The organism is Paenibacillus sp. 7541 (genome assembly GCF_002276395.1).
Taxonomy (GTDB): domain Bacteria; phylum Bacillota; class Bacilli; order Paenibacillales; family Paenibacillaceae; genus Paenibacillus_AQ; species Paenibacillus_AQ campinasensis.
In genome coordinates this window covers 22,130-36,750 of the sequence record NZ_NQLZ01000035.1, presented here as the reverse complement: position 1 = coordinate 36,750, position 14,621 = coordinate 22,130, and the positions used below count along the sequence as shown (strand labels likewise).

The following is a 14,621-nucleotide window of genomic DNA, read 5'->3' as shown; positions in this document are numbered from 1 at the left end:
GTTCTCCTCCTCTAGCTACCGGTGCTCTGATATTTCGTAATTCCGTACTGCCAGAACCTCACGCTTAACAGCAGGCAGAACAGCGCCGCCACAGCCAGCAGCGGCAGTATCCATCCCCCGAGTTCACCGCGCAATATATACAGGGCCGGCACATAATTGACCAGTCCGACCGGAATGGCAAACAGCAGCAGCGAGATCATCCATTTTGGATACAGCGTCAGCGGATACTGGGCTGCCGAACGGGCGGCATCTTCCGTCAAATTTTGCAACACGGTAATTCTTGTCATCCAGAACCCGCAAGTTGCTGTCGCGAGTCCAATGGAAAACAAAATGACCGCACCCGTGCCAATGATGAGCAGCGTATACGGTACCGCTACCCAGCTGATCTGCCCGTCCGCCATCATGCCGTCAAGCGACCACCAGAGCAGAAACCCGCCCTGCAGGATTTCCCCAGGCATGAGCCGGAATTTCTGCGGCAGCAATGCCAGCAGCACCGGCATCGGCCGGGTGAGCAGCTGATCCAGCTCCCCGTTCACCAGATACTTTTCCAGATGATGCACTTCGTCGGCAAACATGCGGTAGATCGTTTTGGATAAGGTCATGACAGCAAACAGATATCCGATCTCATGCATGGACCAGCCTTGGATCGCTCCGAATTTATAAAGCACGATCGCCACCATCAGAAACTCAGAAATTTGGATCAGCGCAGCAAGCAGGGTGCCGAGCAGAAAGTTGAACTTGTACTGCATGCGGCTGCGAATGCTCGTTCGAATCAGCAGCGCATACAGAGATATCCAGGATCTCATCGTCATCCTCCCTGCACCTCCACCTTCCGTCTAAGGAGCAAAGTTGCCGTCAAACAGATGAGGGTCAGCAGTACGCACCAAAACAGCGTCCCCCATAAATAAGAGGCATCGCCAAAGCCTAGATAAAGTCTTGTCGGCACATACAGCAGATACGGATAAGGAGAGAGCCAGGCGATCGTTTGCAGCCAGGACGGGAGCCATTCAATCGGAATAAAAAAGCCTGCAAGCAGGTTGATCATGGCATGATTGCCCCAATACAGCCAGCTGGACTCCGTCGTCCATAACGCCGAGGCGCCAATGAGATAGTTCATGCAGATGGACAGATACGCAGCGCCGATCAGCGCGATGGCAACGTAAAGATAAGATGTAAGCGTGCCGGGTAATTGAATGGAGAACACGAAGTAATACACGAGATAGATCGGGATCGATTTGTAGATGAATTGGTAGGCGATTTGCCCCCATTCCCTAGCCATGAGGTGGGGAAACAGATGAACAGGCCTCATGAGGTCAAGCGAGATATGTCCGGTTCGGACCGTCTGGGGAATACCCAGACCGTTCGTGATGAAGCTGGTGACCCAGAGCGCAGACTGCGTGAAGGCGATATAAGCGACCATTCCCTGCGTCCCGTATTCTCCGAGCGCATGATCAGCACCGAGGCCGATCCAGATGCAGGCATACATGAAGCCGAACATCGCGCTGGCGATGTTGTGAACCATGTGGGCCCCACGGTACTGCAAATTGCGGGCATAGGCCTTCGAGGCCAAAGTGAAGTAAAGCATGTGACACCTCCGATAAGCATATTAGACGGTGAATCCGTCCACTTCAGACAAGGCGAAAATGAGAGAAGGACACCATCATACCAGATCCTTCCTAAGGAGGCAACCATTTTTTAGGCGTGAACTTCGGCCCTCGCCGTTTTGATTCAAACCGCTTTTTGCATTATTTGCATTATTCGGAACATCCGTTGTCTGACAGAGAGAACACCCAATAAGAGCTGTATACGATCCCAGAGCTTCCTCGTCCAATGTGGAATCCTAACCCGAAAAAAATAAGACGCGAGTCGTCACATCGCGTCTTTGCGCTGCACCGGTTCCTGCAACCTGCTGAAATAATCGACCAGAAACTCCCGGAATAGGACCGCCGCTTTGGACAAATAACGTCGTTCCAGCCATGCGACGGAGAACGTTCGGTAGCACGAAGGCGTCTCGATCCGTACCAGCGAGTAAGGCGGCTTGTCGTCGCCTTTGCAGCCTGGCACAAAAGCCAATCCGAGGCCCGCAGCCACAAGGCTCGACAGCGCTTCCGGTTCGTCCACCTCGCAGACAACGTCCCTGCGAATGCCGGCGGCTTCGCAGTTTTCGTCGTTCATTTTACGGAAAGGATGGCCCGCTTTGTACTCGATGAACGGCTCGCCTTCGACTTCCCGAAGCGCGATGCAATCGCGCTCCTCCAGCCGATGCCCAGACGGTACGGCCAGAAAGACCTCGGCGCGCAGGACGGGAAGCTCGCGAAGCCGTTCTTCCTCTAGCGAGGCTCCATTAAAGCACAAATCCACCTCGCCGTTCTCCAGCATCTCGACCATATCCATCATCGAGCCGGGGGCAATCTGGACAATTCGGAAGTTTACTTCGGGATGAGCCGCGCGGAAAGCGCCTAGCGCCTTCGAGAGGCGATTTAAGACGGTCGTCGCAAGGCGAATGGTGCCCTTCTCCATTCCCGCCAGATCTGCCACTTCGCGGCGTCCCTCCTCCAGCACGGACAATGCCGTATCCACACTTTTCAAAAAAGCCCTGCCAAATTCATTCAGCTTGATCTGCCGGTTTTGCCGATCAAATAGCGGGACGCCCAAATCCTCCTCAAGTCGGGCGATCGTCTTGCTAAGGGCAGGCTGGGCAATGCGCAGCTCCTTCGCAGCCTTGGTCATATGCTCCATGCGGGCAACGGTCCGGAAATATTGAAGCTGAAGCAGCTCCATAATATAACCCTCCTTTTCATAACCTTTAGTATATGAATTTATAACTTAATATATATTTTTATTTATCAACTATCGATTGTAAAATAAATCGTATCCAAAGGAAAGGGGGAATCAACATGCAAGCCGATCCCGTTCGGCCTTACGCCGACAAATTGATTCGCATTCTTGCTTTGACGATGATTATCTCATCGATGAGCGCCACGATGTTCAACATCGTCCTGCCTGAAATGAGCAGGGATTTTCGGCTCTCCTTTGCCGAGGTAAGCTGGGTATCATCGATTTACATGCTCATTTATGCCATCGGCTCAGTCATATACGGCAAGCTGGCCGATACGTATAAATTGAAAAATCTGCTGACCTTTGGGCTGCTCCTGTTCTTCGCCGGCTCTATGGTCGGCCTCGGAGCGCAAGCTTATTGGGTGGTTCTGCTCGGGCGGATTCTCCAAGCCATGGGAGCAGCGGTCATCCCGGCGACGGCCATGATCATTCCGGTCCGCTATTTCCCTCCAGAATCGCGCGGCCGGGCACTGGGCATTACGGCAACCGGGCTTGCGATCGGCAGCGCGATCGGCCCGATCGTTTCCGCGCTGCTGGTCAGCGCGTTCCATTGGCGGTGGCTCTTCTGCATTCCGCTGCTCATTCTGTTCACTGTGCCCCTGTACCGCAAGTACTTAGGCGACGAGCAGAGGCAGGGCGGAACGATCGACTGGCTTGGCGGTGGACTGCTCGCCGGAACGGTTGCCCTGCTGCTGCTCGCGGTTACGCAAGGCGGCTGGTTATACGCCGCAGGCAGCCTGGTTTTGTTCGTTCTGTTCATGATACGCATCCGGACGGCGAAGGCTCCCTTCGTCCAGCCTCGACTGTTCTGCAATGCCGGCTATTCGGTCGGCCTGACTCTTGGCGTCCTCGCGGTGAGCGTCGGCTACGCCCTGCCGTTTCTGACCCCGCAGCTGCTGTCGGACGTCCACCAGCTCCTGCCAGGATGGATCGGATTCGCCATGGTGCCCGGGGCTGTCGTAGCCGCGTTCCTTGGCAGAACCGGAGGCCGTTTGGCCGATACGAAAGGAACGTCCTTCCTATTCTATGCCGCCTCCGCACTCCTTCTGTCCGGCTTTATCCTGCTGTCTTCCTTTGCGGGCGTATCCCCGTTCTGGATCGCGCTGTTCCTCATATTCGGGAACGTCGGGCAAATGTTCACGCAGATTTCACTGTCGAAGACGATCTCGCTGTCCCTGCCGAAGGAGCAGACCGGGGTCGGAATGGGGCTGTTCTCCCTGTTGAACTTCCTGTCCGGCGCAATCTCGACGGGCATATATGGCAAGGCGGTCGAATTGGACGCTTCCTCGGCCTGGAATCCACTGAGCCTCAATCCGGGCGCCTCCACTTACAGTAATATTTACGTCGTGTTGGCGGCTGTGCAGCTCGGCATCCTCCTGCTGTTTTTTGTCCAGTTCGGGCGGCGCGGGCGTCTGCTCCCTGAGCTTCAGGCGACAGGCAGCAAGGGATAGGCCGCTTACACTAGCGGCTGCTATTGACGCCGGCCTGGCTCTGCAGTTCGAGGAAGCCTGCCGCGATGCGACAGGGGAGGCATCGCTTGCTCCCACCTCCATGCAAGCCGGCAGCAGGCGGCCTTCGCGGCGGCGCTGAAAAAACCACCGGGCAAGGGAACTTCATTCTCCCTTGCCCGGTGGTTCTGTTGTACCGAGCAGACCCTCGGCAAACACGCATCGTTGCCCCATGGTGCCCGAAACTTTAGCTGCTCAGCCGTTGCGGCGCAGCCCGTTCGGCTTGGGGGTTCCCGCATTCATCCTCGGATCCCCTCGTTCATCGCCGCTTGCATCACCGCCCGCTTCAGCTGCCCGTTGTACAGGTCGCTGTAGAAGCCGCCCTGCCGCAGCAGCTCGTCATGCGATCCCTGCTCAATCAGCTTGCCTTCCTTCAGCACCAATATCCGGTCGGCCGAGCGGATCGTATTCAGACGGTGAGCGATCACAAAACTGGTGCGCCCCTGCATCAAGCGCTGAAGCCCTTCCTGGATCTTGATCTCCGTCACCGTATCGATGCTGCTGGTCGCTTCATCCAGCACGAGCATCGCCGGATTGGCCAGAATCGCACGGGCGATGGCAAGCAGTTGCTTCTGCCCCTGGCTGATGCCGCTGCCATCGGCGTCCAGCATTTTGTCATAGCCGTCCTTCAGCCGGACGATGAACGAGTGGGCATTGGCCAGCTTGGCCGCTTCCTCCACCTCTTCATCGGTTGCGTCGAGCCGCCCAAAACGGATATTTTCACGAATCGTGCCTTTGAACAGGAACGAATCCTGGAGCACAAACGCCATGTGGGAGCGAAGGCTTTCCCTCTGAATCGTGGACAGATCGCGCCCGTCGAGCGTAATCTGACCGCTATCGGGAATGTAGAACCGGGATATGAGCTGAATGAGCGTCGTTTTGCCCGCGCCTGTCGGCCCGACGAGCGCAATCATCTCCCCCGGCTTCGCCTCAAAGCTGATGCCTTCCAGCGTATCCCCGCCCTTGTCATAGGAGAAGGACACGTTGTTGAACTTCACGGCACCCTCCACTTTGCTCAGCGTAACGGCACCCGTCTCGTCCTTGGCCTCCACTTCCTCGTCCAGCACCTCGAATACCCGCTCCGCTCCGGCAATCGCCGAAAGCAGCGTATTCCACTGGTTGGCCAGGTCGTTCAGCGGCCTGGTAAACTGTCTGGCGTAACTCTCGAATATAATGATGACTCCGACCGAGATGTAGCCTTTAATGGCCATAATCCCGCCGATGCCAGCCACGATTGCAAAGCTGAGGTTGTTTAAGCCGTTCATCAGCTTCGGAATAAAGCCTGAAATGCTCTGCGCCCAAAATCCGGACCAGCGAATTCGCTTGTTGCGCTCCCCGAACTCGCGGATAACCCGCTCCTCCTGCGAGAACGCCTTAATGATCCGCTGTCCCGACAGCGTCTCCTCGATGTAGCCGTTCAGGTCTCCAAGGTTGCGCTGGCGCTCCTTGAACAGCGGACCGGTTCGCCGGGTAATCCAGCGCATGCCGAGAACCATCAGCGGCACAACAAGGAAGGTGAGCAGCGTAAGCAGCGGGCTGAGCCACAACATGACCGACACCGTTCCGACCAAGGTCAGCACACTGGAAAAGATCTGAATCGCCGAGCTGTTCAACGTGGAGCTGACATTCTCGATATCGTTGGTCAGGCGGCTCATGATTTCGCCCTGCTGCCGCTTCCCGTAGAACGGAATCGGCAGGCGATGCAGATGGGTGAACAAATCCATCCGCATTCGGTACACCGTCTCCTGGGCAATCCCGATCATCCAGATGTTGTGCAGCCATGTTGTCAGTGCCAGAAGCCCATAGACGCAGGCCAGACCGACAAGGAAGTATATCCAGTCAGGTCCCCCCGGGCCTTCCAGGAAGTTGTCCACGCCTACGCCCAAGAGGTAAGGACCGAGCAGAGACAAGCCGGAGCTGGCTACAACCATCAGCAGCACAAGGGTCAGCTTGCCCTTGCGGCGGGCCAGATAAGACCAGATGCGGCCCAACGTTCCCGACCAGTTCTTGGCCTTGGCTTTAGGCTTGCTTCCACTGCCACCCTTCGCGCCGCTGAGATCCAGCTTCGGGCGCGGATGGCGGAAAGGTTCAATCAATGCCTTAAGCATGGCGCACCTCCTCCTCTCCGTATTGGGACTCATAGATGCGTCGATAGAGCGGAGAGCTGTCCATCAGCGATGCATGATCCCCCTTGCCGATCAAGCGGCCGTCATCCAGCAGCAGGATCAGATCCGCCGACGTAGTGGAGCTGATCTTCTGCGTGATCAGGAATGTCGTACAGGACAAATCCTTCAGCGCATCAAGCAGCTTCGCCTCCGTGCTCACATCGAGCGCGCTCGTGCTGTCATCCAGAATAAGAATGGCCGGACGGCGCACCAATGCCCGGGCAATGGAAAGGCGCTGCTTCTGCCCGCCGGACAGATTGACGCCACGCTGACCGATGATCGTATCATACCCGTTCGGCAGCTGGGCAATCGTGTCATGGATTTGCGCTCTGCGCGCCGCCTCCTGGATCTCCTCCAGCGAAGCATCCTCGCGGCCCCAGGCGATGTTCTCGCGTATCGTGCCCGAGAACAGCATCACCTCCTGCGGTACATAGCCGATGCTGCTCCGCAGCCGGAGCGGATCGATCTCCTTCGCCTTGATCCCGTCGATGCGGACCGTACCGCCATCCTCCTCGTAGAGCTGCGGAATGAGCTGCACCAGCGTTGACTTGCCGGAGCCGGTTGCGCCCATAATAGCGATTCGATCCCCCGGAGATGCCCTGAACGAAATGTCAGACAGTACCGTTATCTCGCTGCCAGGGTAACTGAAGCCGACCTTGTCAAATTCGACTTCGCCTTTCAAGGACGCAGGAACCGATGCGGACCGGGCCCCAGCCGTCTGCTCGGAAGCATCCTGGGATGCTGTGCTCATGACATCCTGCACCCGGCCGGCCGAAGCCTGGCCGCGGGAAAAGGCAGCCACAACCCAAGACAGGGTGGACATGGCGCCGATGCAGCGCAAAGAGTAGTTCAGTACGGCAACGACCTGCCCGAGCGATGCGCTGCCAGCCTCGATATCGTTTCTGCCAAACCATAGAATGGCCATGATGCTGGCATTCATGATGAGCAGAATGAACGGCATCGTGATTTCCGTCAGACGCAGCGTGGACACGGTGCTGCGCATCAGCTTGCCTGTCGTGTTGGCAAAGCGCTCAATCTCGTGACCCATACGTACAAAAACGCGAATGAGACGGATACCCGTCAAGTTCTCCTGGATTACACCGTTCACCGCATCCAGACGCCGCTGTACTTGACGAAAGGAATCGGCCGCTTTTTTCATCATCCATGCGATGAAGATAAATAGCGGAGGTACCGTGAGCACAAGCATCAGCCCGAGCTTGACATTCACGACCAGCGCCATCACAATGCTGCCGATCACAACAAGCGGGACCCGCGTCATAAAGCGCAGCCCCATAAACACCGTGTCCTGGATCTGGGTCACATCCCCTGTCAGCCGAGTGATCAGCGACGAGGTTGCGAAACGGTTGAACACGGAGTAGGTGAAGGATTGGACCTTCTCATATAGACTTTCCCGCAAATCATATGCAAGCCCCTGGCTCGCATGCGCGGCAAAGAAGGAGCTCGCTATTCCGGCAGCAAAGGCTATGGCAGCGCTTCCCAGAAGCACGCCTCCCCACATCCATACCACCGACATATTTTGAACCTGAATGCCATCGTCAATGATCTTGGAGATCAGCAGCGGCTGGATCAGCTCGACCGTCAATTCAATCAGCATCATGGTGAGCGCCGCAATCGCAGCTACGCGATATTTCTTCAAAAAAGAAAAAACAATTCCCATATGCATTCCTCCGAAGTTAAGGCCCGTCTATGTAATAGTGCACACGGCGTCAGGCCTACATTAAGCTCAGTTAAATGGATTCTCCCCCCTCAGGTCGTTCGGACCTTCAGACCCGGCAGAAGCTCCTGATTCCGCTGGTGCAGACGCTTCGGCTTCTTCCTTATTCTGCAGATCAAACAGCTGCATAAACTCATTGATCACCATATCGATCGCCTTTAATTCACCGAGCACTATCGGACGGATGGATTGATACTCCTGTGCGTCCAGCTGCTGCTTCAGCGTCTCGCGCTTCACATGCATTCGCTCTAAAAACTCAATCGCCCGGCCGCGGCGGTATGTCTGGGGACCGCGCTGGCATTCTTTCCGCTTTCCGCCTCCCCCTGGACGTTTGAATTCATCATGGGAAGGGCCCCCGCCTTGATGATCGTCCTTCCAATACAGTCGATTCTCGGAATGATTCACCCTAACACTCCTTATGTATACAATGATATATGAAATCATCGTATACAATTGTATGCATATTGTCAACGAATCTTCATGACGCATTTAGTGAACGTATATTGTGATTCATCGAGAAACCAGAAAATCTAGCTTGATCGACTATATATGCAAACATACATTGGGATTTCAGTCTATAAAAAAAGTACCCCTAGCTTCAGCTTCTGAAGCTAAGAGGCACCCATTACTTAACGCATTCCTGGATGCTCTGATGGGAGATTCTCGTGATTGGGTGTCCATCTTGATCCTAGGGTTAGGAGCTAAGACTATACTATTTCCCGGAAAATATTGAAAGCGGGTCCTCACCGAACTGACGAAAACTAAACTCTCATTAAGCGAAACCCTGTACCCGAAAAAGCGGACTAAGGTACACTCACCTTTCAGACCGTGAAGCTAATAAAGGATCTAGATCTTCCGGCCGTAGTCTGTTAACCAAACCGAAGGGGAAATCATATCTATAATTCATCGTCTCTACTATCCAGTTATCATCTTTTCGGAGGTAGTGCAGGATAATGGTTCCCGAGTCTGCAAGCCGATGTTCACTAATCGCACGTTGATGATCAGGATGAATTGCTATTGGAGGCGAGTACGGATCTATTTTTCCCACCTCCCGATACGCCATGTGTTCCCGGAATAATCGCGCAGAAATCTCTTCTTTCCAGAAGTCTTTTCAAACGCCATTCATCTACAATTCTCCCAGTAGTGTCATAAAGAGTGATCAAGCGACTGCCATCGGATATGTATCGAATTTCATACATACCATCCTCTCCCTCCCTGACAACATCCGGGCTTCCGAACCTGTCGTAGCTATGATCCTTCGTATAAGCAACCGACATCGCAATCCTGAATGTCTGAGGGGTATTGCGATAGGTTCTCAACTCGCGATTGCCATCCTCATTACCGCCCAGCGTTAATAGACAAAATAGAACAGCAAGGCCCATCACGGCCCGAAGAGCTCGTCTACGCACGGAGCTCACTCTCCCTTACGTTCCAGCCGCCCCGATAGGTGCATCTCGCTGAGATCGCGGCCATCCATCCATTCACGGAATGAGAACTGCAGGGTATTGCCACGGGCAAGGGCCGTCATAATGGTGCTTTCCTCATAGTTATAAGAGAACGTATGCAGTGTACCGAACCACTGCTCATAATCGGTAAAAAACAAGGGTGACTGCAGATCCTTAAACATCTCGAACGCTTGCCTATGGGACAAATCACCAGTCTTCAGTCTCTGTATATATCGACTGCGCCGAAGCGAATGCTCAATCGACTGCCTGTTCTTGCCCTTCTGCTCTTCAAAATGGTTCACACAATCCATCGCGACTCCCCCTTTACGCACCGTAACCCCGGACGGGCTGGCCTCCACTACCGCCATATTGCCCATGGCATCCCCCAATGAAAAGTTATAGCAGGCTGCATGCGGAATCTCCTTCAGCATATCGGAAGCCTCGTCTACGTCCCTGCACATCTCCAATATAAATCGAACGCTTATCCAAGGGGACAGCCCCTTGCGGTATCCGTCAAAGCTGACAAAATGAAGACCCGCGGCAAGCCCGTGCTCATTCACGCCGTCATGCCTGCCAATTCCCTGCAGATTATAGCCTGCCGAGGCATAAGCTTCTCCTGTCTCATTCAGCGTAAACAAGCCATCATAAATCGCTGGTGTGAAATCGTAATTTCTTACATAATACCGGTCCGTTATCAGGGCAGAGCAGCCCATCGCGGGAATACTCGGAATATCGTATCCGCTAAGGAGGGCGGATGCCTTCGCCACTCCACATCCCAAACCTTCAGCCGCTCCGTAAATTTCCTCAAGAAGATGCGGCGCAAAGCCGGTGTAGATGCGCTTCATCTCATCGAAATCAATCTGCGGCCTGACCATCGCTTCAAAACGCTGCTGTACTGCCCGAAAGGCTTCTCCAAGTCTTACCCCATTGTTATAAGCTTGGTCTCTTAGCTGCAGAATCCTCACACGGAATTCTGACACTTTACTCCCCTCCCGAAATTACAAAGTCTGGAAATGTGTAGTTACTACAATTATAAACTTACTGTATGTTTATAGCCAGTTTCCGACTAGAGATCTGTTGAATCTTCATTAGAAAACGGTTTACGGAGCATGTAAGCATGGATAAAAAAGGACGTCCGGCACAGGTCCATATGATCAATTACTTAACAGAATCAACCAGTTACACGATATAATAATTAAAAGCTTTAATTAGCTGAAACTTTTCTCCTGGCAAAAACGTCATAGTTAGGGAGGAAAATTATAACATCATACAAGATACTATTCAGGAGGTTGAGCAAGTGAAAAAAGTATGGACTGCCCTGTTGGCCGTGCTACTCATTGTGCCATTAATGTTTCAGTCTCAGGCGCAAGCGGCCGTCAACATTACCGTGCTGATTGATGGGACGAAGGTAGCATCCAATCAAGCACCGATCATGATTCAGGGGCGTGTAATGCTGCCGATGCGGGCGATCTTCGAGTCCCTGGGCGCATCCGTGAAATGGAATCAAAAAACGCAAACGGTAACCGCAAGCAGAAACGGCACCACGATTGTGCTGAGAATCAACGCCAATACGGCCACGATCAATGGTCAAACGGTTAGCCTTGACGTACCGGCCAAAAACTTAAAAGGTACAACAATGGTTCCTGTCCGCTTCGCAAGCGAAGCGCTCGGCGAAAAGATCGGCTGGAACTCCAGAACCAAAACCGTAACGATCACAACGTCAAAGCCGGCCCCTCCCCCAACCAATTACATTTCAGCACCGACAAACGTGAGCATGCAGGACATCGGGAACGCAGGTGACGGAAGAGATATTCAGGTCAGCTTCACCAAATCGTCAACGGAATCAATGATCTCTCACTACCGCATTCTGATCGTTAAGCAATCCAAATCGCTCAATCTGGCGGCAGCGCGCCAAGTGCCGATGGGCGGCTACACGGCCGTATACCCTAATGGATCGAATGTGACCCAAGCGTTATCCTCCGGTGCGCGGGATACCGATGGCGAACTGATTCGTGAAAACCAGGCTTATCGAGCCTATGTTCTCGCATTCGGCAACAGCGGAAACGTGGCCTTATCCACGCCTTCGCAAGCACTGACGCTGACGAACAGCAATGCGGTTCAGCCGGCGACGAATGTTCGCGTAAGCGATGTTAGCGACCATAACGATGGGCGCGACCTGTCGGTCAGCTTTACTCGCGCCCAGAATGAGAGCAACATTCTCAACTATCGCATCATGGTTGTAAAAACGAAGGATATCGGCAGCTTTAACCTCGCTGCAGCCAAGGACGTATCCAGCCAGTACTACACCAGCGTCAACAAAACGAGCAGCACCAGCACGACGTTGACGGCGAACCTAAGCTCAAGCGCAAGGGATACATCCGGAGAGCTTATCCGCAACGGCATCCCTTATACGGTGTTTGTCATGTCTGTGAGCACCAATGAGAACTCCGTTTCCAGCCAGCTGTCAGCAGCTTCTTCCTCCATCACGCTGGCATCAGGCGCAACCACTGCACCGGTTATTACTCAGGTAGCCGATGTTAGCGATTATGGGGACGGACGCGATCTGCGGGTAACCTTCAACAAGGTATCCAATGAGTCGAATATTAGCGCATACCGCATCTTTGTTGTCAAGGAATCCGAGCACTCATATTTCAGTCTGAGCAGAGCCAATTCGATTACCAACAGCAGCTATTACACGCAAGTGGGCAAGACGAATTCCGGCTCGAACATCACAACCACCTTGTCTTCCAATGCAAGGGATGTGGACGGCGCTCTACTGAGAAACGGTGTGAATTATCGAGTATTCGTTATGGCAGTCAGCAACAGCGGCAGTGGAAGCAATGTGCTGTCCCCTGTCTCTAATCCGATCGTCCTTGTCTACAATACGGGCAGTGTCGGGGCTGTCTCCGGGCTGTATGTCAACGATGTAGGCAACAGTAACGACGGCCGGGACCTTCAGGTGTCCTTCACCCGTCCATCGGATGAATCGAACATCAGCCATTACCGGGTATTTGTTGTTAAAGCGTCTGATAACAGCACCTTTGATCTGTACAGAGCCAGCAACATCAACAGCAATTATACGAATATTAACAAAACTGGCGGCAACACCATCACGAGCACATTGTTGGCGAGCAGCCGCGATATCGACGGCGCACTGATTCAGAACGGGGTCAGCTATCGCGTGTATGTCATGTCGGTTGCTTATTCCGGCAATCATGCATTGTCCTATCCTTCGAGCACGATTACGCTGACCAGCAGCCAGACGATTTCACCTGTCTCTACACCTGTGGTCAGCGATACGAGCGACAATGGAAACGGCACGGATATGAGGGTGTCGTTCAATCCGACAACGAATGAAATGTACATCAGTCACTACAGAGTTTATGTTGTAAAGTCGAACAAGAGCCTCACGCTCTCCCAGGCGATTAACAACAATAACTACAAGTATGTCGACAAACGCGGCGGCCCGATTACGATCAACCTGGACGCTGCAAGCAATGACACCGACGGCGAGCGCATCCGCAACGAGGTCGGCTATCGTGTCTATGTGATGTCCGTGGCCAACAGCAACACGACCGGGGGCAATGCACTGTCCGCTTCGTCCAATGTTATTACTCTCAAGGGGAACACCCAGGTCGCTGCCGTGACGAATGTTCAGGCTAGCGATGTTGACAATCGGGGCGATGCCAGCGATCTGTCTGTCTCCTTCACGAGAGCGGCCAACGACAGCAACATCCAGGAATATCGGATCATGGTCGTGAAGCAGTCGAAGGCTGCCAGCTTCAACCTGAGTCAGGCCAACGCCGTTCAGGCTGGCCGTTACGATACCGCTTCGGCTGGAAACAATTTCAGCAATGTGCTGCGGCCTACCCATGTCGATGTTGACGGGGAAGCCATCCGGAATCTGGTCGATTATCAAGTGTTTGTACTGTCGGTCAGCAAGGACGGAAATGCCAATAATAACGCCTTGTCCCAGCCATCCGGCGTCGTCCGCCTGACGGGAACGACGGTCGGGGTTCCTACGGACGTATATGCCGGCATCGAAGGAACGAGCGGCAACGCCAGCGATATTCGGGTTCGCTTCACTCCAGCTCCGAATCCGGGCACCGTACAGGAATACCGCATCATGGTTGTACCTGAGACGAAGCCTTTCGGATTAGCAGAAGCGACCGCCGTTGCCAGCGGAAACTATATCAAGGTTGATCCGCCTGCCGGAGAATATTCAGCTACCCTTGACGCAAACGCGAAGGATGTGGATGGCAATGTTATCACGGCTGGTCAATCGTACCGGGTGTTCGTTCTCGTAATAGCTGACGGTAAAGTGTCAACCAACCATGAAATATCAAAGTCTTCGAGCGTGTTCACTGTACCGGATCCAGTGCAAGTAACCAACGTGAAAGCCGAGCTGACCCAAGATCCGAACCCGCTGAAGATCAGCTTTACCAAAGCAATCGATGAGCGTAATGTTGAAGCTTATCACATCTTGTTGGTGGCCAAGGAGGATCTGAAGGATTTCGATCTGAAGAAAGCTACCGAGGCTGGCACCCAACTTGACAGTGAGCTGAAAATCAAGCCGGATGGCAAGGACGTCGCCGTTCAGCTGAAATTCGCTGATAAGGATGACACAGCAACGGACGCCATCAAAAAAGACGCGTTAGGCAAGGATATTAAGAAAGGCACTGAGTACGCTGTATTCGTGCTGTCCTCTGCCAAGAAAGGCAATACGAAATTGTCGTCCACGGCAGTAGCGGCCAATCCGTTATCCAAGCCTTCCAAATCGCTTGTTATCGTTCCATAAAATGAGGACAACACCGCGCGAGCTGGACTCGTGCATGAAACAAATGAATAGGAAGCTTACCAAGCTGCCCTTCCTGCGGATGATTCCGACAGGGAGGGCGGTTTGTTTTATCCGCGAGGAACAACTGACCGA

Annotated in this window: 9 protein-coding genes; 2 read left to right on the top strand and 7 right to left on the bottom strand. The window is 53.7% G+C overall.

The genetic code is table 11. The annotated features are described in order from the left end of the window. Positions 1-11: 11 nt before the first annotated feature. From CHH75_RS19930 to CHH75_RS19920, 3 genes are all read right to left on the bottom strand, one after another. Positions 12-812 (bottom strand): ABC transporter permease, encoded by an 801-nt coding sequence (locus CHH75_RS19930; RefSeq protein ID WP_095267307.1) that lies wholly within the window; start codon positions 810-812, stop codon positions 12-14. Beyond that, positions 809-1,585, bottom strand: coding sequence for an ABC transporter permease (locus tag CHH75_RS19925; RefSeq protein ID WP_095267306.1), 777 nt, complete (start codon positions 1,583-1,585; stop codon positions 809-811). Before CHH75_RS19925 ends, CHH75_RS19930 begins: the two co-directional genes overlap by 4 nt. Before the next feature lie 284 nt (positions 1,586-1,869). Then, the gene (locus tag CHH75_RS19920; protein ID WP_095267305.1) at positions 1,870-2,781 is read right to left on the bottom strand and encodes a LysR family transcriptional regulator; all 912 of its coding nucleotides are present in this window, start codon (positions 2,779-2,781) and stop codon (positions 1,870-1,872) included. Positions 2,782-2,897: 116 nt separating this feature from the next. On the opposite strand from CHH75_RS19920, the gene CHH75_RS19915 reads away from it, so the two are divergent. Further along, entirely contained in the window at positions 2,898-4,289 is a 1,392-nt protein-coding gene (locus CHH75_RS19915) for an MFS transporter (RefSeq protein WP_095399020.1), read from the top strand. Positions 4,290-4,585: 296 nt separating this feature from the next. On the opposite strand, the gene CHH75_RS19910 is transcribed toward CHH75_RS19915, so the two are convergent. The 4 genes from CHH75_RS19910 to CHH75_RS19890 form a co-directional block, all read right to left on the bottom strand. Next, positions 4,586-6,454: an ABC transporter ATP-binding protein gene (locus tag CHH75_RS19910; RefSeq protein ID WP_095267300.1), complete on the bottom strand. Its 1,869-nt coding sequence runs from the start codon at positions 6,452-6,454 to the stop codon at positions 4,586-4,588. Continuing rightward, positions 6,447-8,189: an ABC transporter ATP-binding protein gene (locus tag CHH75_RS19905; protein ID WP_095267299.1), complete on the bottom strand. Its 1,743-nt coding sequence runs from the start codon at positions 8,187-8,189 to the stop codon at positions 6,447-6,449. The genes CHH75_RS19910 and CHH75_RS19905 overlap by 8 nt, the downstream gene beginning before the upstream one ends. A 66-nt stretch (positions 8,190-8,255) precedes the next feature. Beyond that, positions 8,256-8,651, bottom strand: coding sequence for a hypothetical protein (locus tag CHH75_RS24950; protein ID WP_176475624.1), 396 nt, complete (start codon positions 8,649-8,651; stop codon positions 8,256-8,258). A 1,009-nt stretch (positions 8,652-9,660) separates the two neighbouring features. Further along, on the bottom strand, positions 9,661-10,671 hold the full coding sequence (locus tag CHH75_RS19890; protein ID WP_095399018.1) for a C45 family autoproteolytic acyltransferase/hydrolase: 1,011 nt from the start codon (positions 10,669-10,671) through the stop codon (positions 9,661-9,663). A 317-nt stretch (positions 10,672-10,988) separates the two neighbouring features. Between CHH75_RS19890 and CHH75_RS19885 the strand changes: the two genes are divergently transcribed. Next, a complete protein-coding gene (locus CHH75_RS19885; protein WP_095399017.1) occupies positions 10,989-14,489 on the top strand; it encodes a copper amine oxidase N-terminal domain-containing protein in 3,501 nt (1,166 codons plus the stop codon). Positions 14,490-14,621: the final 132 nt, after the last annotated feature.